The organism is Methylovorus mays (assembly GCF_020531915.1).
GTDB classification, from domain to species: Bacteria; Pseudomonadota; Gammaproteobacteria; order Burkholderiales; family Methylophilaceae; genus Methylovorus; species Methylovorus mays.
In genome coordinates, this window is record NZ_JAJAVG010000008.1 from 668,033 (window position 1) to 690,326 (window position 22,294).

The 22,294-nt window shown below is 54.3% G+C and carries 18 protein-coding genes and 1 pseudogene; 10 read left to right on the forward strand and 9 right to left on the reverse strand.

The genetic code is table 11. From position 1 onward, the window contains the following. Positions 1–4: 4 nt before the first annotated feature. Together LG203_RS13520 and infA are read right to left on the reverse strand one after the other, a co-directional pair. Positions 5–208, reverse strand: coding sequence for a cold-shock protein (locus tag LG203_RS13520; protein WP_013443447.1), 204 nt, complete (start codon positions 206–208; stop codon positions 5–7). Between the two features lie 169 nt (positions 209–377). After that, positions 378–635, reverse strand: coding sequence for a translation initiation factor IF-1 (gene infA / locus LG203_RS13525; protein WP_013443448.1), 258 nt, complete (start codon positions 633–635; stop codon positions 378–380). Positions 636–968: 333 nt separating this feature from the next. On the opposite strand from infA, the gene LG203_RS13530 reads away from it, so the two are divergent. The 3 genes from LG203_RS13530 to LG203_RS13540 all read left to right on the forward strand — a co-directional run bounded on the left by LG203_RS13530 (position 969) and on the right by LG203_RS13540 (position 3,060). Beyond that, positions 969–1,364, forward strand: a complete 396-nt coding sequence (locus LG203_RS13530) for a hypothetical protein (protein WP_230346239.1) — start codon at positions 969–971, stop codon at positions 1,362–1,364. Positions 1,365–1,527: 163 nt separating this feature from the next. After that, the gene (locus LG203_RS13535; protein ID WP_230346240.1) at positions 1,528–1,788 is read left to right on the forward strand and encodes a hypothetical protein; all 261 of its coding nucleotides are present in this window, start codon (positions 1,528–1,530) and stop codon (positions 1,786–1,788) included. A 498-nt stretch (positions 1,789–2,286) separates the two neighbouring features. After that, complete coding sequence (locus LG203_RS13540; RefSeq protein WP_268867430.1) at positions 2,287–3,060, forward strand: AraC family transcriptional regulator; 774 nt, start codon at positions 2,287–2,289, stop codon at positions 3,058–3,060. Here LG203_RS13540 and LG203_RS13545 read toward each other — a convergent pair. From LG203_RS13545 to LG203_RS13560, 4 genes are all read right to left on the reverse strand, one after another. Further along, on the reverse strand, positions 3,057–4,226 hold the full coding sequence (locus LG203_RS13545) for an efflux RND transporter periplasmic adaptor subunit (protein ID WP_230346242.1): 1,170 nt from the start codon (positions 4,224–4,226) through the stop codon (positions 3,057–3,059). The two genes, LG203_RS13540 and LG203_RS13545, sit on opposite strands and share 4 nt — an antisense overlap. Continuing rightward, positions 4,216–7,419: an efflux RND transporter permease subunit gene (locus LG203_RS13550; protein WP_230346243.1), complete on the reverse strand. Its 3,204-nt coding sequence runs from the start codon at positions 7,417–7,419 to the stop codon at positions 4,216–4,218. Before LG203_RS13550 ends, LG203_RS13545 begins: the two co-directional genes overlap by 11 nt. 205 nt (positions 7,420–7,624) lie before the next feature. Continuing rightward, positions 7,625–8,644 carry a S1 family peptidase gene (locus tag LG203_RS13555; protein ID WP_230346244.1) on the reverse strand — a complete coding sequence of 340 codons (1,020 nt, stop codon included), beginning with the start codon at positions 8,642–8,644 and terminating at the stop codon, positions 7,625–7,627. Positions 8,645–8,838: 194 nt separating this feature from the next. After that, positions 8,839–12,444, reverse strand: a complete 3,606-nt coding sequence (locus LG203_RS13560) for a DUF748 domain-containing protein (protein WP_230346245.1) — start codon at positions 12,442–12,444, stop codon at positions 8,839–8,841. A gap of 169 nt (positions 12,445–12,613) precedes the next feature. Here LG203_RS13560 and LG203_RS13565 point away from each other — a divergent pair, with 169 nt between their 5' ends. From LG203_RS13565 to LG203_RS13590, 6 genes and pseudogenes are all read left to right on the forward strand, one after another. Next, the gene (locus LG203_RS13565; RefSeq protein ID WP_230346246.1) at positions 12,614–13,111 is read left to right on the forward strand and encodes a sigma-70 family RNA polymerase sigma factor; all 498 of its coding nucleotides are present in this window, start codon (positions 12,614–12,616) and stop codon (positions 13,109–13,111) included. After that, a complete protein-coding gene (locus tag LG203_RS13570; RefSeq protein WP_230346247.1) occupies positions 13,108–14,091 on the forward strand; it encodes a FecR family protein in 984 nt (327 codons plus the stop codon). Before LG203_RS13565 ends, LG203_RS13570 begins: the two co-directional genes overlap by 4 nt. 96 nt (positions 14,092–14,187) lie before the next feature. Further along, entirely contained in the window at positions 14,188–16,566 is a 2,379-nt protein-coding gene (locus LG203_RS13575; protein WP_230346248.1) for a TonB-dependent siderophore receptor, read from the forward strand. A gap of 406 nt (positions 16,567–16,972) precedes the next feature. Beyond that, the gene (pqqA, locus tag LG203_RS13580; RefSeq protein WP_013443459.1) at positions 16,973–17,044 is read left to right on the forward strand and encodes a pyrroloquinoline quinone precursor peptide PqqA; all 72 of its coding nucleotides are present in this window, start codon (positions 16,973–16,975) and stop codon (positions 17,042–17,044) included. Between the two features lie 187 nt (positions 17,045–17,231). After that, complete coding sequence (locus LG203_RS13585) at positions 17,232–17,975, forward strand: dienelactone hydrolase family protein (protein WP_230346249.1); 744 nt, start codon at positions 17,232–17,234, stop codon at positions 17,973–17,975. A gap of 395 nt (positions 17,976–18,370) precedes the next feature. Then, positions 18,371–18,661 (forward strand): annotated as a pseudogene (locus LG203_RS13590) (HU family DNA-binding protein); the annotation flags it as partial. Positions 18,662–18,735: 74 nt separating this feature from the next. On the opposite strand, the gene LG203_RS13595 reads toward LG203_RS13590, so the two are convergent. Next, complete coding sequence (locus tag LG203_RS13595) at positions 18,736–19,020, reverse strand: DUF5666 domain-containing protein (RefSeq protein WP_230346250.1); 285 nt, start codon at positions 19,018–19,020, stop codon at positions 18,736–18,738. Between the two features lie 234 nt (positions 19,021–19,254). On the opposite strand from LG203_RS13595, the gene pqqA (LG203_RS13600) reads away from it, so the two are divergent. Then, entirely contained in the window at positions 19,255–19,326 is a 72-nt protein-coding gene (gene pqqA, locus LG203_RS13600) for a pyrroloquinoline quinone precursor peptide PqqA (protein WP_013440845.1), read from the forward strand. A 103-nt stretch (positions 19,327–19,429) separates the two neighbouring features. On the opposite strand, the gene ybaL is transcribed toward pqqA (LG203_RS13600), so the two are convergent. Together ybaL and LG203_RS13610 are read right to left on the reverse strand one after the other, a co-directional pair. Continuing rightward, a complete protein-coding gene (gene ybaL, locus LG203_RS13605; RefSeq protein WP_230346251.1) occupies positions 19,430–21,121 on the reverse strand; it encodes a YbaL family putative K(+) efflux transporter in 1,692 nt (563 codons plus the stop codon). 277 nt (positions 21,122–21,398) lie between these two features. After that, the gene (locus LG203_RS13610) at positions 21,399–22,238 is read right to left on the reverse strand and encodes a hypothetical protein (RefSeq protein ID WP_230346252.1); all 840 of its coding nucleotides are present in this window, start codon (positions 22,236–22,238) and stop codon (positions 21,399–21,401) included. Positions 22,239–22,294 lie beyond the last annotated feature (56 nt).

Here is a 22,294-nt window from a genome sequence, read left to right on the forward strand (position 1 = left end):
AGGATTAGGCTTTTTGAATGTTCGATGCTTGCTTGCCTTTAGGGCCATCGATGACTTCGAAAGAAACGCGATCGTTGTCTTTCAGGCTCTTATAGCCGGTGTCGGCAATTGCCGAGTAGTGCGCGAACAGATCGCTGCCACCGTCATCGGGAGTAATAAAGCCGAAGCCTTTAGAATCATTGAACCACTTCACAATACCTGTTGCCATTTTGATACTTTCTAACTAAAAGGGAGGCTCCCCGAAAGTTTGAATAAAAACCATATAAAACAAATTATTAATTCTTAATTACAAACGCCTGAAAAAGGTTTTACGCAGTAATCAGCACCCTGTCAATCAATATTTAAATTTATTTGCTTGGGCGCGAATCAAAAACAGCTCAATAAGTACGACGGCGGGGCACGAATGCACCACGGTTTTCAATGTGGCGAAAGGTGATACGGCCCTTGCTGACGTCATAAGGCGACAGCTCCAGCGTGACCTTATCGCCTGCCAGAATGCGGATATTGTTCTTGCGCATCTTGCCGGCAGTGTAGGCCACCAGTTTGTGACCATTTTCCAGAGTGACCAGGAAACGGGAATCCGGCAGGATTTCGGCAACTACGCCGCTCATTTCAATTAGTTCTTCTTTTGCCATCGCTGACCCATCCTTTTAGTAAATTAAAGTTCGTGTTGTGAAAATGTTGTCGACCGATACAACATCCGGGACAAACACGCGAGGCAAGAAAGCGAAGACATGTGCACCAGAAATGGCAACGCACAAGGAAGACTATTTTTTACCAAGTGCAGCACTATGCGCCAAGTTGACTACTTAAGCAATGAAAAAAGCCATGACAGCCTCCAATAATCAGCAGCTTAGCCGCATAAACCCTAGATGGGCATGGGGTTTACAGTCAGCTTGCGCTAGAATGACGGCTGGATTATTTGCCGGGCTGATTTCCGGCGTTCACTTGAATAAATGATGCCTGCCATGCGAAAAGAAACCTTTATCTTCCTGTCCAGTTCGGCCGTGGTCCTGATTATCATCGGCATCATGCTGGAGCTGGGTGTTGCTCAGCAACGCGCATCCATTATCACCACACGCTACGCCCACTGCGAAGAAGCGCCTTCACTTCCGGGCACGCCCTCGAGCGAGGGTTGCCAGCTTCATGTTAAGGACTACACCAAGAATGGCGATCTGCTGGTTTTTCTGGACCAGAACAACCAGCAGGGCATGTTGCCCATCACTGCCGTCAAGTCCATTGTGGCGCAAGCTGCACCACCATTCAGCATTTTCCGCAACATCTACCTGCTGATCGGCTTGCTATTGCTGCCCCTCAGCCTCGTGCTATACCGTCTGAGCAAACGTTCCCAGCCCATCGCCTGATACCCTTAAGAGCATGGAGGACGGCACTCCTGCCGTATCAGGCCTTCTCATTTCTCCCACTGCAAAACAGCTTTAACCTGGTTGTCATCAATCTGGCACAAAGTCTGCTTATGATTCAAGTGTCATCCACGTTTAAGCAATGTTCAGTTAGGAAGGAGTGATCATGATTATTACCCACACCTATAACGGCTACGAACTAAGCGCTACGTTTTACCAGAAAGCCGAACGTTACTACCCCTCTGTCAGCATCATCGCACTGCACGACGACAAGCGCAGCTCTGTCATGGCCCCCCCATGCCCAGGCAACGGCTTTGGCAACAAGGACGACGCCTTGATGCTGGGCATCGGTTTTGCACGCGATGCGGTCGATGGCAAGATCAAGAACTTTTGCATGGAAAGTCTGCAATTCAAAAAATCTGCCTGATTACCGATCTTCGCCCTTTTCCTTGCGACACCTCCGTCGCTGGCTAACGACGGCCACAATAAAATCTCAACTCGCTGGCTGCCTAGGGCAGTCTTTATTTTTTCACTTTAACGATCACGCCTAAGTTAGCATTTTGTAACATTTTTACACACGCTCGAAAAAACTCTTACAAAGCGTTACACCGCTGTCATCGTTAAGCAATAACCACCCGCTATGATGCATACATGGTTTCTGCTGGTTAAGCATCCAGCAGAAACTGGCTGATCTGGCTACGTCATCCAAACTGACTACAGATCACCCTGATTGCTTATCTCTCTCTTCAAGTTGTTTGTTCCACGCCTCCGCCCGGGTTCCCGGGCATTTTTTTGCCTGTCGTTCGCGGAACGAGCCAGGTTCACAATGAAGTTCACATCCTTAAATGGGTCTGTTTATAATTAATGCCGTTCATCACCCTGGATTCCCATCATCAGCTCGCTCCCCGATCACATTTGGAAGACTCTGGCACTCAGTGCGGACCCCGATACTTCTGATCGGCCAGTAGTCGCTCTCAGCGTCAATCACGCCAAAGGGCAGCATGTGGAAACGCATTCCCACGAGCGCGGGCAATTGATGTTCGTTGTCTCGGGCAGTATGCGTATTACGACAAACGAAGGGGCATGGATTACCCCACCGGGGCGGGCATTCTGGGTTCCAGCAGGTATTCTGCACAGTGTGGTTTACCCGCAACCCGCCCGTCTGCACACGGCCTATATCCGCCATGATCTGCTGGAAAGCCTGCCCGCCAGCTGTCGGGTGCTCAAGCTTTCGCCCTTATTGCGCGAACTGGTAATCCGGGCCGCGGCTTCGGGATGGGAATATACGGACGACAGCCCACAGGCTCGGATGATGCAGGTGCTGATAGACCAGATCGCTCAGGAAAAAGAAGCGCCGCTGTTTTTACCGGAAGCACGCGATCATCGCGTACGCCGTGTCACACAGGCCTTGCATGAAAACCCGGGCGACACGCGCCCTCTTGAGCAATGGTGTCATCTGGCCGGGGCCAGCTCGCGCACGCTGTCACGCCTCTTCATGCAAGATACCGGCATGACCTTCACGGCCTGGCGCCAGCAGCTATGCCTGATCAGTGCGGTTGAGCTGCTGATGGAAGGGCAGAGCGTCACCCAGATTGCACTGCGACTTGGCTACGCAAGCACTGGCAGCTTTACCAGCATGTTCAGCCGTGTCATGGGCACCCCACCCACGGCTTACCTCAATCGCTGGGAACAGGCCTAGCCCGCTTTCTTTTCGGATGCAGCTGCATCCTGCTTGATCAGCACCTTGGTGCCATCAGCAATGCCATCCGGCGGGTTATCGATGATACGGTCTGTCGCCGATATGCCATCACTGAGTTCCAACGCACTGCCTAAATCACGGGCGACGGTAATCGCTTTGCGCTTAACGGTGCCATCGTCACCTACCACAGCGACCTGCATGCCTTTTGCATCAAAAATCAGGGCACTCGCGGGGATACTGAGCCGGGATGCCTGACCTTGCAGGTTAAAGCTGACGCGGGCATAACTGCCCGGCAACAGCTTGCCGTCGGCGTTGTTCAGGCTGAGTTGCATCAGACTGGTGCCAGAGCTGGCATCCACTGATTGTGAAGCAGACACCACTTTTGCCTGAAATACCTGGCCTGGCTGCTCCGGCACCGTAACATCGGCAGAATCACCCGGCTTTATACTGCCAAGATAAGCCTGCGGCACACTGACATACAGGCGCAGGCGACGATTGTCAGACACCACAAACAACGCAGGCCCGGTGCCGCTTCCGACATTGATCAGTGCGCCGGTATCGGTATTCCGCGAGGTCACCACACCATCAAACGGGGCCACAATCCGCGCAAATGCCTTGGTCGCCACCAGGCGATCGAGATTGGCCTGTGCCGATTGCAACAGCGCCTGTTTGGCGGCGTAGTCACCTACCTTTTCGTCGACTTCCTGATGCGATACCGAATTGGTATCAAGCAAGGATTGCAGTCGCTTGGCCGTAATCGCTGCAAGGTCAACATTCGCCTTGGCGGTTGCCACTTCTGCACGCGCCTGCAGCAACTGCTGATCCAGATCCGGCGTTTCAATTTCCGCAATCAGTTGCCCGGTCTTCACGGGAGTGCCTATATCGGCCTTCCATGATTTGAGATAACCACTGACACGCGCATACAGCGGTGCTGTAGCAAAAGCCTCAAACCGTCCGGGCAATTCCAGAGGCTTGCCTCCCGTGATTTCGGTAGCGTTAATCACGCTGACTGAAATCGCCGCCTGCTGCTCGGTCCAGCTCTTGAGCGTGCGTGTGTTCTGGGCACGGGCGGTAATTCCAACGATTAATACGCCCAGCAATACGACGCCGACAATGACGGCGCCTATGCGTAATGAGGGTGGCGTCTTATGAGTTTCAGATGACATGCGGCTCTCCATTTACATGTGCCTGGGACGCAGCAGGTTTAAAGCGTGCGTGCACCATGCTAAATACGACAGGTACAAAAATCAGTGTGGTGACCGTGGCAAACAGCAGCCCACCAATCACGGCACGGCCCAGCGGCGCATTCTGCTCGCCGCCTTCTCCAAGGCCCAGGGCCATGGGGGCCATGCCTATCATCATCGCCAATGCGGTCATCAGCACCGGACGGAATCGTACAAAACCTGCCTCCAGGGCCGCTGCCGTGGCATCGCCCAGCACCTCCAGGCGCTCGCGGGCAAAGCTGATCACCAGCACACTATTGGCCGTGGCGACCCCCATGCACATGATCGCCCCAGTCAGCGCCGGAACAGACAAGGGCGTAAAGGTCGCAAACAGCATCCAGATAATGCCGGCGATCGCCGCTGGCAAAGCGCTGACAATCACGAATGGATCGCTCCACGACTGGAAGTTGACCACGATCAGCAGATAAATCAGCACGATAGCGCCCAACAGACCGAACAGCAGCCCGTTGAATGAGCGCTCCATGGTCTGCACCTGGCCCATCAGCGCCACGGTGCTGCCTTTGGGCACATCCTGCGCGGTCTCATCCAATATCTTGCGGATATCGGCGGCCACGGCGCCCAGGTCTCTATCCTGTGTGCTGGCATGCACCTGGATCATGGGCTGGATATCGTACTGGCTGACGATGGCATTGGCCCGATCGCGGGTAAAGGTGGCTACACCGCCCAATATCGGCGTGACTTCACTCGCACTGCCGCTCATGGGCAGGTTTTCCAGCTTGGAAAGCGAATTCATCTGGTACTGCGGCGTCTGCATCACAATCGGGTACGACACGCCATTGGCAGGATTAAGCCAATAGGTAGGCGCCACCTGGCTGCTGCCGGCCAGATTGACGATGACGTTATTGGTGACATCGCGCGTGGTCAATCCAAGCTCTTGCGCTCGCGTGCGGTCCACATCAATCTTGAACACCGGACTGCTACGTGACTGCTGAATGCGCGCATCGGCAATGCCAGGCACCTGACGTATGCGCTCCAGCAGCTTGTTGGCATAGTCAAAATTGGCTTCGCGGTTGGCCCCGCGAATCTGGATATCCACTGGTGCTGGCGAACCAAAATTCAGGATCTGGCTGACGATGTCGGCAGGCGGGAAGGAAAAGGTGGTGCCCGGGAATTGCCGTGGCAAGCGCTCACGCAAGGCTTTCACATAGTCCGCCGTTGGCTGGTGGCCTTCTGCCAGCGCAATCTGGATATCACCATCCTGCGCGCCAATGATGCCGGTGTTGTTGTAGGTCAGGTTGATCGAGCTGATCGGCTGGCCAATGTTATCCACCATGGTCACAATCTCGTGCGCGGGAATCACCTCGCGGATCGCCGCCTGAATCTCTGCAAACTGCGCAGCGGTTTCCTCCAGACGTGTGCCGACAGGCACGCGCACATGCATCAGTATCTGCCCGCCGTCTACCGCTGGAAAGAAGTTGCGGCCGAGGAAAGGCACCAGCGCAAATGACAGCATGACAAAAGCCATAAAGCCAATGACGAACTTCTTGCGGTTACGCATGGCAACATGCAACCAGCCGTGATAGCCCTCGCGCACGCGCTCGAAGCGCTCCTCAAAACCACGCTGAAACCTGACCAGCGGATTGCGGGATGGTGGCATGGTGGCATGCGTACCGTGCAAATCTGTATGGGGCGCATGCGGCTTGAGCAGGTACTTGGCCATGGTGGGCACCAGCGTACGTGACAAGATGAACGAGCTGACCATGGCAAAAATCACCGCCTCAGCCATGGGCACGAACAGGAAGCGTGACACCCCTTCCAGCAGGAACATCGGCACGAAAACGATACAGATACAAAGCAGCGACACGAACGCCGGTGTCACGATCTGCGCCGCCCCATCAAGAATGGCCGGCTCCACCTGCTTGCCTTGCTCCAGATGCCAGTTGATGTTCTCGATGGTCACCGTCGCATCGTCCACCAGAATACCTACCGCCAGCGCCAGACCGCCCAGTGTCATGATATTGAGTGTCTCGCCAAAGGCATTCAGCGCAAAAATGGCGCCCAGAATGGAGAGCGGAATAGACACCGCAATAATCACGGTAGAGCGCCAGCTGCCCAGGAACAGCAGAATCATCAGGCTGGTCAGCACCGCCGCAATCGCACCTTCAAACGCCACACCCTTGACCGCAGCGCGTACAAAGATGGACTGGTCATTGATAGGCACCGCTTCGAGATTATCCGGCAAGGTCGGTTTGATTTCCTGCAAGCGGGCCTTGACCCCGGAGACAATATCCAGCGTGGACGTCGCGCCGTTTTTCAGCACCGACATCAGCACGGATTTAGCGCCATCCACGTGCACGATATTGCTTTGCGGCGGGTTACCATCGCGCACGGAGGCTACATCACGAATATACACTGTGGCACCATTAACCACTTTGATCGGAAAGTTGCCAATATCATCCATGGACCCCGCGGCATTATTCAGCTGCAAGGTGTATTCCTGCACACCGATTTTCTGCGTACCGACTGGCAAAATCAGGTTCTGGGCAGCCAGGGCATTGGCAACATCCTGCGCGGCCAGGCCACGGGCCTGCAAGGCCGTCGGATTCAAGTCGATTTGCACCTGCCGCGTCTTGCCCCCAAAGGGGTAAGGCACCGCAGCCCCCGGTACGGTCACCAGCCGCGTACGTATGGTATTCAGGCCAAGATCGCCCAGTTGCTGCTCGGACAAGCCTTTACCGGAGAGCGCAATTTGCAGGATGGGCACCGTAGAGGCGCTGTAATTGAGGATCAGCGGTGGCGTCACGCCGGAGGGCATCTGTCGCAGAATCACCTGCGATACGGCGGTCACCTGGGCATTGGCCGTGGCGATGTTCACCCCGGGCTGGAAGAAAATCTTGACGATGCCAAAGCCGTTATACGAGTTGGCTTCGATGTGCTCAATGTCATTCACTGTCGTGGTGAGTACGCGCTGATACACCGTGGCGATGCGCCCTGCCATCTGATCTGGCGGCATGCCAGTGTATTGCCAGGCCACCGCAATCACCGGAATGCGAATCTCCGGGAAAATATCCGTCGGCATGCGCAGCGCAGACAGAATGCCCAGTATCAGCAGCAGGATAGCCATCACGACAAACGTATAGGGGCGCTTAAGTGCAATCTGAACAATGCTGAACATACGAACTTTCAAAACGCCTTGCGGCGTCTACACAAGTGATCAATAGGAAATACCACGAGGATAATGCCAGGATTCCATGACAGGATAAGCATTACCGCAGCTGAACATTATGCGCAGTCAGCCCGTCTCGTGCTTGGGCAATCCTGCCATATTATTCAACTTTTACGCTAACTATTATCGTTACGCGCAGAATTCTTAGGAATGCTTATTGTGCGAGACCCGCTTCTTGTGGAGCAATCTCTTGCGCCATATCGGGCGCCAGAGCCTGCAATTGGCTGAGCAATGTCAGCATACGGTTAGACTCTCCCTGCTGGCGCGCAATGTGTGCTTCTGCCAACAGGCTGGCACTATGCCGCGGATTGGCCTGCAATACCTGCCGGTACAAGGCATCTGCCGCGGCAATATTGCCAAGACGCTCTTCCGCCAACGCCTTGTAGTAAACCGCCTCCACGGTATGCGGCTCCTGCAGTGCCCATTCGGTGGCTATTCTCAGCACATCGTCCCATTCCTCGTTTTGCATGGGGATCACCACCCGCATCAGGTAAGGGCGCTGATTTTCTGGCGCATCCCATAACGGCCTGCCGTTCTGGCTCACATGCTCGGCCTCGGGTGCCTGCAGCAACGCCTTGATCCACTTCGCCGGCATGCTGTAGTAGTAGCTATGCCGCCCAGGGCTTTTAAAGGTATTGAGTCCGATCAGCTTGCCTTCGCTGTCAAACAGCGCACTGCCGCTGGCGCCCAGTACAAAGGAGGAGGACGTACGAATAATGGCAGCATCATCCAATGGATAGAGTGCCTTGATGGTACCGAAGGTGGTTTGCGGTTTGGGCGGCCCGCCAGGAAATCCGATGGCAAACACATCCTGCTCGTATTGCAATGGTTCGTCATCGCCCAGTACCACCGGTTTTAATGGCAAATATTCCACGCGCAACACGCAGATATCGTGACGCCAATCTTCACGCACGGCCACTGGCGCATAGGTTTCACCTCGCGCCGCCACGTTGATGCCATTCGCATCTGCCAGCACATGGCAATTGGTCGCCACCAGATTTTCTGCAACGACTACGCCAGAACCTATGCCATGACCGCCACTTTTGGTCACAGTATGTATTTTGACGATGGATCCTTTGAGCGCAAAAATCAGCTCGGCGGGAGGCTCGGCGTCCGCCCAGGATGGCAGGCTGACGAGCGTTAAAAGCACGCACAGGGATTGGTAAATTCGCATGGTCGCTCTCCAGCCATACTACGCATTTCAGGGCATGCACGCCGCTCAACTGGGAGAGCGTGGTTGCAGTCTAAGGGATTATGGTTATGTTATGAGGCCGCCCCATCCTGCAATCAACGCATGAGATGAGGCGGCCTTGAAGCCGCTGACCGCAGAACCGGGGAGACCGCAGCTAGCGACTACATAGTGATGGACTACCTGCTGACGCCCAGGTTCAATTTAAGCGGCACCTGTCCACCATCCCCGCTCACTGCATCGGTAGCACTTTGTGCAAGCCGCGACGGCGCCAGCCCTGCTGATTGCTGCAAATATTGTTGCACACTGGCGGCACGTGCATTCGCCAGGTCTTGCAGGGCACTATCTGGAATATTCACGCCATCTTTCAGTTGCTGCAGCATGCTGTCATACGCCGCTGGGTCTTCCGGTTTGGCGATTTCCAGATAATCCTTGAGCTTACCCAGCACGCCGCGCTTTTTGGCATCCGGACCGCGCTCTTGTGCCAATTGGAATACCGCCGACTGCACGTTGGGATTATGCAGATCGACCGGGCCCGGCTGCTCATTCGGCGCCAGTTTCAGCCCCATGCGCTGCGCCACATCCCGGCGGATCGCCTGCTCCTGCAACGCCTTCCTGTCCACTGCCGCGTCATAGGCCGGTGTCACGGTCAGCGTCAATGCCGGACGTTTTGCCATGGCATTTGCCACCAGCTGCAATTTTTCCTGCTCGGGGGGTGCCAGCGCTGCACTGGCAGGATCAAACACCACCGCCTCCAGTTTGTCGGATTGGATGCCCAGCAAATTGCCAAGCGCGCGGAAGGGGGCCGTCGCGATTTTGCCAAGTACGTTCACAAATGCTTTCCAGACGATCTTGCCGTAGCTGAATTGCGGATCATCCAGGCTGCCCGATACAGGCAAGTTGAGATCAATGATGCCATCGCTGTCTTCCAGCAAGGCAATCGCCAGATCGAGGGGCAGATTGACCGCATCCGGACTATCCACATGCTCCCCCAGCCGCAATTTGTTGATGACAAATTTGTTTTCCCCGGTCATCTGCCGCTGTTTGATCTTGTATTCCAGATCCACCGACAGCTTGCCCGATTCAATGCGGCGCCCGGCAAACTTGCCGGAATACGGCGTCAGGCGGTTCATTTCAAGGTTGCGGAATGTCAGCTTGAGATCGGTAAAGTCGGTCGCCTTGAATGGTTGCAAGGAGCCACGAATGCGGGCCGAGCCATACTCATCCACCTTGCCGTCCAGCTCCACCTGTGCGGTGGTATTGGGGTCCGTCGACAAGCCATTGATCACGCCTGACAGGCTGTTGATATAGGTACCAAACTGTGGCTTGAGCGAGTAATCCGCAAACTCCAGACGTGCGCGATCTATGCGTACCCGCGAAATGCTGACCGGGAAGGTGGATGAATCCTTGGCACCAGCTGACGCCGTTTTGCTTGTGGCCTTGGCTGGCGCTTTACTTATGGTGGCTGGGGGCGTATTCGCTTTTGCCGCCGCAGGCGGATTCACAGGCTGGCTACGCATCATGCGCTGCACATTCAGCGTTTTGTCTTCATGAATAATGAACTTGCCCTGCGGCTCCACAATGCGCAGCTCGTCCATATGCAAGCGGTCAGGACCCAGGCTGAGCTTAAGGCTATCGCTACCCAGGGTTTTCCAGGCCAGGAAGGTCGCGCCGCCATTTTCTTCAGCAATCGCCAGCCTGTCCACGGCAAAGCCGCCTTTGAACTGCGCATTGAATGCCTGGTCAGCCTTGAGGCCGAGCTGGCCATTCAGCCTGACAGCACCGTCATTCAGCCGCAACAGGGCGAACTGATTGATGTAAGGCGCCAGCGGCTTCAGCGACAAGGCATCCAGCGCCAGTTTGAGGTCTGCCTTGAATGGTGACAGTGTGAGCTTGCCATCCGCACTGAACTGCCCGCCCTGCTTGATCTTGAAGCCAGCCTTGACGGGAATGCTACGGCCAAGATCCAGCGAAACATCCTTCAGCTCTATCCCAGCATGCTCGATATCCAGCACCACCGGCTTGCCTGGCGTGCTATCTTCCACGTGCACACTGGCATCTTCCAATGCCAGCCTGGGCAGACTCAACTTCCAGGCCGGGCTTGATTTTGCTGCAGAGCTTGCATGGCTGGAGGGTTTCCCGGCGGGCGATGAAGCGGCAGCTTGTCCACTGGCAGCTCCGCTTCGTGTTTCCAGCATGGCCTGCCAGTTCAGCGGCTGACTGGCGGAGCGCAACACCTGGGCCTGCAAACCACTGAGCACCACCGCGCCAAGACTGAGCGATTGCGCGTCCACATCCACGGCGCCATCCTGCACCTGCAGACTGGACAATGTGGCTGCTGGCTGAGGATAGAGCGCGGATTGAAGCAGCACCGGGCCAACCCGGCTTTGAATATCACGCAACTGCAGCTTGCCTTCGGTATTGCCCAACCCAAGCTCCAGATTGAAGTCTTTGAGCGCCACATCCATGGGGTGAACAAAACTGGCATCGTGATATTCCGCCCGCCAATCCGCCAGATGCAAGTGGGCAATATCGAACGTAAATGCCTGCCTGGCAGCAGCGGCCTCGGGAGCGGGGCTGCCTGTTTGCGCGGGCTCACTGGAGGCAGGTGGTATCAGCGATTGCCAGTCCAGACTGCCATTATTGCTGCGGGCGGCCTTGATATGCCCTGCTTGCAAGACGGCATCTGCCACCAGCAAATGCTGGTGCGCAAGGTCATAATTGATGCCTTGTATATCTATCGCATCGAGTTGAAACAGCGTTGTTTTTGCCTGCTGCAGTGCCAGTTCCTGCATGCCCAGACGCATGTTCTTGAATGTCAGCTCCGTGCCTTTACGCATGGAAAAATCCAGGCGTGGCATGGCCACGGATAGCTGTTTCAGATGCAATTGCGCTGGGCCGTGCTGGCCTTGCACTTCAGCTGCCACATTATCCAGTGCGAGCTTGAGGTCCTGCACGATGGCTTCTGGTGTCGGGTCTTGCTGCTCGGCGCTTTTCACCATGGCAAAGCTGTAGGTCAGCTGGCTTTGCAATTCGCCCTGCGTCAGGCGCACAGGCAAGGCCTGATGTTTGACGATCTGCATCAAGGGGGCCAGCTTGATCCCTTGCAGTTCCAGCACGCCTTGTGACACCAGCGGATTAAGTCCGATATCACCCTTCCATTTCAAGCTACCGCCGTCGGCGGGCAATTTCGCCACGATCAGATAATCGCCTCTATCTTCAGGCAGGGTAGACAAGCCATCCAGCTCCAGACCCAGCGGCTGCAATGCCAGCTCGAAAGGCTGGGGACGGTTGCGTTCCACATAGGCGACATTTCCGCCTTCGATCAAAATATGATCAATCAGCAAGCGCGGCATGCTGGTGGATGGCGTGTCATCCTTGTCTTCATTTAGCTTGGCAATGAGATCGGCCCAATTCAGCCGTCCATCGGTGCCAATCTCGACATCCACATGTGGTGCGCTCAGGCGAATATCCTTGATACGCCACGCAAAGCGAAACAGCCCGCTGGTTTCAAGATTGACATACAGGCGGTCAAAGCTCGCCAGTGGGGCGCCATTTTTCTGGTTCAGCTTGAGTTGATCTATCGTCAGGATCAGACGCAAAGGGTCAAACCTGACATGCTCGACACTGGCCTGACTGGCCAGTTTGTTCTCGGCTACCCAAGGCAGAATGCGGCGCGCCAGAGGGTCTACCGCAAAATAGGCAAACAGCAGATAGGCTGCAACGAGGCCTGCAAAAATCTTGAATGGGGTGGTGAGCAGTAGCGCCCTGATTCTGCTTAACATGGCAGTCTCCTTCTTTTTCGGCAGTATAGAACATGCACCGGTCTGGGGCGACCTTGCTTTTTGCGAAGTGTAATACGCAACTTGAACACTCAGCCGGACGACTGAAAGCGTTGACGCGGTATGCTGACAACCATAAAATGAGAACCATTCTCATTAAAACAACATGCGCATGTCCGCTCAACACTATGCCGTTGTGCACGCACTTTATCGTGACCATCATGGCTGGCTTTCCCATTGGTTGCGAAACAAGCTGGGCTGCACCCAGCAAGCAGCTGACCTCGCCCAGAACACCTTCATCCGCGTGCTGCAATCGCGGCAACTCATGCAATTGCAGGAACCTCGCGCATTTCTTACCGTATTGGCCAAGCGCGAACTTTATACCTTCTGGAGACGACGCGAACTGGAGCAAGCCTATCTGGAAGCGCTTGCACAGCAACCTCAGGCCAACCAGCCTTCTCCTGAAGACATGCTGCTCATACGCGAAGCCATAGCCGCGCTCGATCAGTTGTTGAATGGCCTTCCCCCCAAGATCAGGCAAGCTTTTTTGCTGAGTCGGCTGGATGGGCTAACCCATGTGCAGATTGCGGACTCGATGGGCAAATCCGTCGCCACCATTGAGCGCTACATGAAGCAGGCTTTGCTGCACTGCTATCTGGCGGCCCGATGAAAAATACAAACCCGATTGCCAGTGAGGCGATAGATCCTGTGGTACTGACCGCCATCGACTGGATGGTCAGGCTGGACAATGGCCATGCCTCGGCAGATGTAAAAGCTGGGTTTGACCACTGGATAGCGGCGAACGACCGCCATCGCCAGGCCTGGCAGGAGATGACGCGCGCCTTGCAACCAGCCAGTCAGTTGCAATCCGCCCAGCATCAGTCGCCTGCACAGCTTTCTGTCATTCGTGAGGTATTAAGCGCGCCACCATCGCCTCAGCGCCGACGCCTGCTGAATGGGATGGCCCTGGTGTTTGTCGGCCTGGGAACCGCCTATCTGCTCAAGCGTTCGCCAACCGGCATGGCACTGAGTGCCGATATCACGACAAGCACTGCAGAACGTAAAACCGTCATTCTGGCGGATGGCAGCCAATTGACGCTGGATGCCGAGTCTTCCATCGACCTCCATTTCAGCGCAGGCAAGCGATTGCTGACATTACATTCCGGCGCTTGCATCGTTCAAGTGGCAACAGATCCCACTCGCCCTTTCACCGTCGCCACAGCCCACGGTTCCGTCACGGCTCTGGGCACCCGCTTTATGGTACGCCGCCAGCCAGACCGCAGTCTCGCGTTGGTACTGCAACACAGCGTTATGCTGGCCGCTGGCGAGCAACAGCAACCCTTGTCGGAGAACGAGTCCGCGTGGTTCGACAGTAAAGGGATATCGCCCGAGCGCGAGGACATGCATTCTTATGCGGCATGGGAAGATGGCGTACTTGATGTGCGCAACCAATCTCTGGGCGAAGTCGTGGAAGCGCTACGTGCCTATCGTAAAGACTATCTTCGCGTGTCGCCCGCGGCGGCTCAACTGCGGGTGTTCGGGGTATTTCAGTTGGACGATGCAGAACGCAGCCTGCGAACGCTGGCGCAAGCCCTCCCTATACGCATCACGCACTATGGACCTTGGCTTACGCTCATTGATAGCCGTTGATTGCAAAATCCTGATGCATTTTTGAGGGGTTTTCCCTGACTCGCTGGACATGGTGTTTGTAAATCCAAATCACCAATCGCTTCAGGGAGCTATAACATGACATTACCTATTTTCAAGCCCAGGCTTATCAGCCTGGCCATTTCGCTGGCTCTCACCGGACTGCCAGCCTGGGCCGAGCCTTTCACCACGAATCTGACCGCAGGCGCCCATGCCACGCACAATTACGACCTGCCAGCGGACAAGCTGGATGAAACGCTTATCCGCATTGCCCGTCAGAGTGGAAAGTCGATCGCCGCCGATCCGGCGTTGTTAAGAGGGAAGTTGGCCCCTGCCATTCACGGCTCACTGACCGCCGAGCAAGCGCTGGAGAAAGCGCTCTCCGGTAGCGGATTGCAAGCAGTGACAACAGAAGCCGGCTTTAGCCTGAAATCCGTGGCGGTCGATTCAGGCGCCGCTGTCGAAACCTTGCCGGAAGTGTCGGTGCGAGCGGCTGCGGAGCAAACTGCCACCACCGAAAACAGCCACGCCTACACGTCCAACGTGGTGTCCATCGGTAAAGGTGAACAACGCCTGCGGGATATTCCGCAGTCGCTGAGCATTGTGACGCGCCAACGCATGGACGATCAGAACATGACTACCGTGGCAGATGCGATGCAACAAACCACTGCGATGACGGTAGTGAATTACGGCAGTAATACCGCGGGCATTTCCGTACGGGGTTATGGGCTGGACGTGATTCAAATTGATGGGATCCCGGTGCAGGATAGCCAAGGCGCATGGGGAACCAGTTCGCTGGACCTGACAACTTACGATCGTATTGAAGTATTGAGAGGTCCGGCAGGAATGCTACAAGGAACCGGCGAGCCTGGCGGTACGGTGAATCTGGTACGCAAACGTGCGATGGCAGATTACGCGATCAAAACCAGCTTACAAGGCGGCTCCTGGGATAATTATCGCGGTGAATTTGACGTGACGGGTGCGCTCGATAGCGAAGGCAAAGTGCGTGGGCGCGTGGTTGCCATGTATCAGGACAAGAAGTCGTTTGTTGATCATGATTACGCGCGCAAACCCCTTATATACGGCACACTGGAATTCGACCTGACACCGAGAACCACACTATCCATTGGCGCCACCATTACCAGCATGGATTCACGTCCCACCTTTGGTCTTCCCACGTATGCGGATGGACGTGTGGCCGATATCAGCCGTTCTACCTATATCGGCTCCGGCTGGGATAACAAACACGAGAACAGCAACAGTTACTTCCTGGAGGCCGAGCATAAACTCAACAGCGGCGGAGAACTCAAGCTACGCGCCAGCGCTCTGGAACGTCGTTACGATCTGGAAACAAGTGCGTTTGGTGACTCCTATATTGATGCCGCGGGTAATTTTGATCGTGTTCTGCTGGCCAGCAAAGGCAAAACCAGCGATTACGGCCTGGATGCATATCTCACCCAGCCATTCACTGCGCTAGGGAAAGAACATAACATTCTCATTGGTTTGAACTCGCGCGTGTTTAACTCCAACACCGCCTATGCGCAGGTATATGGCTCCACACAAAACATCTTTACGCCGACGCGCACGGTGGCAAAACCCGATTTCATCTACGAACCCGCCGATATTTACCAAACCACCCAGACGGGTGTGTATGGCCAAACCCGACTGCAAGTACTCGACAACACCAAACTGATACTGGGCGGACGTCTGAGTAACTGGAAAAACGAAAGCAAAAGTTCTGCAGATGGGGATGCCAGCATCACGCATGAGTTCACCCCCTATGCCGGGCTGGTCTTTGATATCAGCAAGCAATACTCGCTGTATGGCAGCTATAGCGATATCTTTCAGCCGCAAACCGTGTTGAGTGCCGATAAAAAAATCCTGAAACCGCGCACAGGTAAACAATATGAAGTCGGCATCAAGGGGGAACTGCAGGATGGCAAGATCAACCTGCACGCGGCGCTGTTTCGCATCAACGACGAAAACCGTGCCATGACAGACCCTAACAATCCGAATTACTCCATTTCCGCAGGAGAAGTCCGCAGTCAAGGCTTTGAGTCCGAGATCAGCGGTCGCCTGCGCTCAAACTGGGATGTCATGGCAGGCTATGCCTATACCGAAACCAAATACCTGAAAGCGGAAGAAGCTAACCAAGGCCTGGTATTTTCCACCTCGACACCCAAACATAACGTCAAGCTCTGGAATAAATACCGGCTTTCTGAAGCATGGGCCATTGGCAGCGGATTGAATATCAGTAGTGGCGTTTATGCATATGACGGCACCACGAAATGGGAGCAGGGTGGATATGTACTGGCCTCAGCCCAGGTCAGCTATCGCATTGACCCGCATTGGGAGCTAAGCCTGACGGGGAACAACTTGTTCGACAAAGCCTATTATTCACGCATGGAGGGCTGGGCGCGCCAGAGCTATTTTGGCGACCCGCGAAATGTCATGTTGACCTTGCGTGGCAATTTCTAGGGCTTGATATCTGCAAATCACAAGGGAGGAAGTGAATGGCCATTCATCCTGGAGTAGAGAATTTTTCACAACCACCACTACTCAATTGACAATCATTCTCAATTGGATCATGATGAATTCACCAAGACATCATCTCCCGTCAAGGTACGTCAGAAACTGGCTGGTGACCCTTAAACGCCAGCCAGCTTTCTGATTCCCAACCTGCCCCATGTCCCTCCACCAAAGGGCAATATTCCTTTCAAGCCACATGAAACGCCTCTATTTACTCTCATGAAAATCATGAGCCGAGTTTCATGAGTTTGGCGCTTAAACGAACACATCGCTACACCGCATAATGGTTTCGTCAAACGCCCAAGCGTTTAACTCTCCAAAGTTTTGAATTTCAACGGTTACAAGGGCTATTACTATGTGGATCAAACCAGAAGTAACAGAAATGCGTTTTGGCTTTGAAGTGACCATGTACGTTTGCAATCGCTAATCTGCCAGAGAGCAGGGACATAACTGGCATAGTGTTGCCAGCGTGAAACAGGAGCCTAGGCTCCTGTTTTTTTATCTGAAATACGCCATTCGCACGCATTTTAATTTTCCGAAAACCTCTCCCGGCAAGCTAAAATAAAGAACATTACATTAAAAAACCGTTTCATTACTTTAGCTGGAGGATTCTCATGCTGATTCAAAGCCACATTGTTGACCTGCCGACACCCACCGGTGTCATGCGTACCTATGTACACCGCCCAAAAAGCGAAGGTCGTTTCCCGGCTATCCTGTTTTATTCAGAAATTTTCCAGCAAACTGGCCCGATTGAACGCGCGGCGAAAATCATGGCAGGCCATGGCTATGCCGTGTTGGTACCCGAAGTATTTCATGAGCTTAATCCGATTGGAACGGTCCTGGCTTATGACGATGCAGGTCGTGACAAAGGCAATGCAGACAAGTCAGCCAAGGATGTCCAAGGCTACGATACCGATAACGAAGCGATGATCACCTACCTCAAGCAACAAGCGTGGTGTAGCGGCGACATTGGCGCGATGGGTTTCTGCATTGGCGGCCATCTGGCATTCCGTGCAGCACTCCAGCCTGAGATCAAGGCAACCGCCTGCTTCTACGCCACGGATCTGCATACAGCGGTGATCCCTAACAAACCAGGCCAGCACAGCATGGAGCGTCTGGCGGATATCAAGGGTGAACTGCTGATGATCTGGGGCAAGCAGGACAACCATATTCCTACCGCAGGTCGCGCCGACGTTTATCAAAAACTGACGGAAGCAAATCTTTCCTTTACCTGGCATGAGTTTAATGGCCAGCATGCTTTCATGCGCGATGAAGGGGAACGCTACGACCCTCAGCTTGCCAATACCGGCTATCAGCTTGCCTTGCAACTGTTCGGCAATACGCTGAAAAAAGGCTGATGTTAAGAAAATCTTGGCACTGGTACCATTTAAGTGTCTGGAGCTGAACAAAAAAGGCTGGAAACCTGTGGTGGTTTCCAGCCTTTTTCATATTCAAAATAGCAATGTGACATTTTTTGACCATCCCCCTTTTTTTATTAATTTCACCTTGAGGCAACACGTCAACTTTCTTGAGTCAAAATCCACAGGCTGAAAAATTCAATAGAAATCATTTATTTAATAAATACTTATGCAAAAGCAAGCAATAATCTCTCCTTGCATAAGTATTAAAGACAAGTTGCCAACCCTTTGCAAAAATATTCAATGTGCACAATCACAGAATATTTTAAAAAAATTTGTATTTGAAGTGCCGCAAAGCTTGCCAGACTAGGTTAAGATAGGCGCTCCATCCAACAACCTTGATTGAAAACACTATGAACAAACAAGAATTGATTGAAGAAATTGCAACAAGCGCTGGTATTAGCAAGGCTGCCGCTGGCAAGGTGATTGATGCATTCACCAGCAGTGTTACTGGCGCTTTGAAGAAGGGTGACTCCGTAACCCTGATCGGCTTCGGTACCTTCGCAGTTTCGGAACGCGCTGCCCGTACTGGCCGCAATCCGCAAACCGGTAAAGAAATCAAGATTGCTGCACGCAAGGCTCCAGCCTTCCGCGCTGGCAAGGCTTTGAAGGATGCCCTGAACTAAGCTGAACCACGGTTCTTCAGTCAGGTAAAAACGCCAGCAAATGCTGGCGTTTTTTTATGCCCCTCAGACGTTAATCAGAGCTTGCCTGTGGGCTTTGTACACTTCTCTGTTTTCTCGCTTTCGATTTCTTTCGCCAGCCCATTCTTGTGTTCAACCTCCACACAAGCTCCAATGGCAAGCGGGCCATGGTCATCTTCGAGTTTGGTTTTTTCATTTACCTGTATCTGCTGATCACCGATCACCCATACACCCAGGTTGTTATCCGGCTTGCTCTGGACGGTGCCATAGAACTCGGTATCCGCCATGGCGGCCATAGGCAAGGCCAACAACGCTGCTGTCACAAGACACGCTTTCATCATGATCTCTCTCCTTTATTGATACATAGGTATCTGTAGGTGTAGGCGCTGAGGAATTAAGTTCCGCCCGGCTGCCCTTGCTCGTTAAGAGGTTTAATGAAAATCATGAGGCGTGAATCATGAATGGCAGCAGGGTCTTAATAAAACCGTGGGCGCATACTGCAGTCATACGAATACAGCAAGTTATCGCTGATGCATTACCCGGACGACTTAACCAAACCAATGAGGAGAACTACCATGTGGACCAAACCAGAAGCTACCGAAATGCGTTTTGGCTTTGAAGTAACGATGTACGTTTGCAATCGCTAAACGTCATTGACCTTTAGGCGCCCGCTAGTGAGCGCCTGTTGAGAAATAAAAAACGGAGGGTTTCCTCCGTTTTTTTATGGGCACGAGCCATGTGAAGCAAGCGCTAGGATTGCACAAACCGATTCAGAATATGCTTGGTCATGCCTTTTGCCAGTTCCTCCTCCCCATAGAACACCGTTCCTACGCCATCCTTCCTGAGCAGGGTGGACTCCTCTTCATTGTGGGTGCGTACCACAATTTCAATACTGGGTTGCAGTGTGGAAGCCGCCTCAGACATTTTGCGAAAATCGATGGTTTCCGGCGTCGCAATCACCAACATGGACGCATTCTGAATATGCGCTTGCACGAGGACGGCAGGATCGGCGGCGTTGCCTGACACGGCAGCGATGCCTTTTTTGCGCAGCCCCTCCACAATCTCGCGGTTTTGCTCGGCAATCACAAATGGGATGCCTTGCTCCGTCAACGCCTGGGCAATACGCCGACCAACACGACCATACCCCACCAGCACTACCTGGCCTTCAAGCAGCTTGCGCTCAGTGCTCATGGGCAGCTCGGCAAACGGATCGGTACGTCGATCGAGGTGGCGCGCCAGCTTGGAGAAGCTCAACAGCCACTTTTCTATCGGCTTCGCGAGAGAAAATACCAGGGGATTAAGCGCAATCGAAATCAGCGCCCCAGCCAACACCAGGCTCATGCCCTCGGCGGGCAGGATACCCAGGCTCATGCCGAGCCCGGCGAGAATAAAGGAAAACTCGCCAATTTGCGCCAGGCTTGCGGCTACCGTCAGCGCCGTGTTGAGAGGGTAGCGGAACGCCAGCACAATCGCCATGGCGGCAATGGATTTCCCCACGATGATAATCGCGACCACCGCCAGCACACTGAACGGCTCCGTCACCAGAATAGCCGGGTCAAACAGCATGCCGACCGACACAAAAAACAGCACGGCAAACGAGTCGCGCAAGGGCAGGGATTCCTCGGCTGCGCGATGGCTGAACTCGGATTCGCGCATCACCATGCCCGCAAAGAAGGCCCCCAGAGCAAAGGACACACTGAACAGTTTGGCAGCACCAAAGGCAATGCTGATGGCAGCGGCAATCACGGCCAGGGTGAATAACTCGCGCGAGCCGGTCTTTGCCACATGCCACAGCAGCCAGGGCAACAAGCGCTTGCCAGCCACCAGCATGAATGCAATAAAAAATGAAACCTGCAACAGGGTAAAGCCTATGGTTTGCCATAGCGGTGCCGCACTTTCCACTTGGGCAGTACCACCCAATATGCCTGCCAGCGGTGGCATCAATACCAGCACCAGAACCGTGGCTAGGTCTTCTACCACCAGCCAGCCCACGGCGATTTTGCCGTTCATGCTGTCGACGATGCCACGTGCCTCCAGCGCCTTTAACAGCACCACCGTACTCGCACATGACAAGGCCAGACCAAAAATCAGCCCCTCGCCCAAGGTCCAGCCCCACCAATAGGCCACACTCGCGCCCAGCACGGTCGCCAGCGTCATTTGCACCACCGCGCCGGGCAGGGCAATCCGTTTGACGGACATGAGATCTGCAATCGAAAAATGCAGGCCCACGCCAAACATGAGCAGCATGACACCAATTTCAGAGAGCTGGGAGGCGATGCCGGTATCGGCAACAAAGCCGGGGGTGGACGGACCGATCAGAATACCTGCCAGCAGATAGCCCACCAGAGCGGGCAACTTGATTTTTTCGGCAATAAAGCCGAAGACCAGCGCCAGGCCGAAGCCCGCCGCGATGGTGGAGATGAGAGTGATGTTATGGTCCATAGCGCAGTTTTTTGTGAAAATTGTTTTGAACATCACTGCATTGAAAGTCAGCTACAGTGCGGTAAGCGGGGCCGCAATTCATCGGTGCAGGGTTCCTGATGACGACAGGTACGCAATAGCTACTATCCATGCAAAAGCATGCAGAGCATGCATAACCCCTGCTGCTTTATTCCGAATTTTTATGGACGTCTAACTTAATGAATAGTGATTCCCCACCATAAGGGAGTCTCATCATTAAAAATGGTTCGCATCCGTGAATGAAGAATACAAAGATAGACTACCACTGGAAATCTTTGATCAGGAAATCTTCCAAGCCATCATTGTCTTGGGGACGTGCAGACAAAGTCACCACACGCCCGAGACGCTTGGACTCCCAGGTAAAATCCCCTTTGTAATCACGACGGATAATCTCGATCATGCGCTTGACCACCGCCCGACGAATATCACCATCTGCTGGCGCCTCGACCTCGATATATTCTGTACGGGGGTTACTGAAATAGCGCCAGCCACGGAATACGAATTTGGCCCCGCGAGAGCTCATCTGAGTAATCTGGAACACACCGCCACCCGCTTCCTTCAAGTTGCGCTGAATATTTGCCTCGCGAATCTCGTCCGCCGTCGGCCCGCGATCCTTGGCAGCCGCATCTTCATTCAGAATGGAAGGATCGCCCTGCGCACGCCGTCTGTCTTGCTGCTGTTTCACGTAACTCATCATGTCGGTCGGTGGAGGCGACATATCTGGCTCAGGCGCAGGCTGGGGCGGAACGCGCCGATCCAGCGGAGTCGGGGCTTGATCGCGTGCAGGCGGCTGGGCTGCCATGACCGGTGGCGATGTCGACTTGCTTGGTTTGGGCACCGGTTTGCTGACAGCCTTGGGGGGAGCTTTGGGCGCAGGGGCGGGTTCGGGCTCGGCCTGAGCACTTGGTTGCGGCGTCTCTGCAGCTTTGGGGGCGGTCTTGGGAGCAAGCTGCATCACAATCTGGCTGGACTCTGCCGGCTCCGCTTCCGGGCCCGAATCCATGGGATGAATAATGACGGTAAACAGCAGAATCGCGTGTAACAGCAGCGAAATCACAATCGCGATCAGCGTGTTACGGCTGATGCGAATCTGCAGCATGCGATCTCCCCGGGAACGTTGATCCCAGAGAAAAGGAGCCGCAGCAGAGGTAGGCA

Excerpts from the sequence above, each read along its gene's own strand:
- LG203_RS13520 (WP_013443447.1), bottom strand. The coding sequence starts at position 208 with ATGGCAACAGGTATTGTGAAGTGGTTCAATGATTCTAAAGGCTTCGGC.
- infA (WP_013443448.1), bottom strand. The coding sequence starts at position 635 with ATGGCAAAAGAAGAACTAATTGAAATGAGCGGCGTAGTTGCCGAAATC.
- LG203_RS13530 (WP_230346239.1), top strand. The coding sequence starts at position 969 with ATGCGAAAAGAAACCTTTATCTTCCTGTCCAGTTCGGCCGTGGTCCTG.
- LG203_RS13535 (WP_230346240.1), top strand. The coding sequence starts at position 1,528 with ATGATTATTACCCACACCTATAACGGCTACGAACTAAGCGCTACGTTT.
- LG203_RS13545 (WP_230346242.1), bottom strand. The coding sequence starts at position 4,226 with ATGTCATCTGAAACTCATAAGACGCCACCCTCATTACGCATAGGCGCC.
- LG203_RS13550 (WP_230346243.1), bottom strand. The coding sequence starts at position 7,419 with ATGTTCAGCATTGTTCAGATTGCACTTAAGCGCCCCTATACGTTTGTC.
- LG203_RS13555 (WP_230346244.1), bottom strand. The coding sequence starts at position 8,644 with ATGCGAATTTACCAATCCCTGTGCGTGCTTTTAACGCTCGTCAGCCTG.
- LG203_RS13560 (WP_230346245.1), bottom strand. The coding sequence starts at position 12,444 with ATGTTAAGCAGAATCAGGGCGCTACTGCTCACCACCCCATTCAAGATT.
- LG203_RS13565 (WP_230346246.1), top strand. The coding sequence starts at position 12,614 with ATGTCCGCTCAACACTATGCCGTTGTGCACGCACTTTATCGTGACCAT.
- LG203_RS13570 (WP_230346247.1), top strand. The coding sequence starts at position 13,108 with ATGAAAAATACAAACCCGATTGCCAGTGAGGCGATAGATCCTGTGGTA.
- LG203_RS13575 (WP_230346248.1), top strand. The coding sequence starts at position 14,188 with ATGACATTACCTATTTTCAAGCCCAGGCTTATCAGCCTGGCCATTTCG.
- LG203_RS13585 (WP_230346249.1), top strand. The coding sequence starts at position 17,232 with ATGCTGATTCAAAGCCACATTGTTGACCTGCCGACACCCACCGGTGTC.
- LG203_RS13595 (WP_230346250.1), bottom strand. The coding sequence starts at position 19,020 with ATGATGAAAGCGTGTCTTGTGACAGCAGCGTTGTTGGCCTTGCCTATG.
- ybaL (WP_230346251.1), bottom strand. The coding sequence starts at position 21,121 with ATGGACCATAACATCACTCTCATCTCCACCATCGCGGCGGGCTTCGGC.
- LG203_RS13610 (WP_230346252.1), bottom strand. The coding sequence starts at position 22,238 with ATGCTGCAGATTCGCATCAGCCGTAACACGCTGATCGCGATTGTGATT.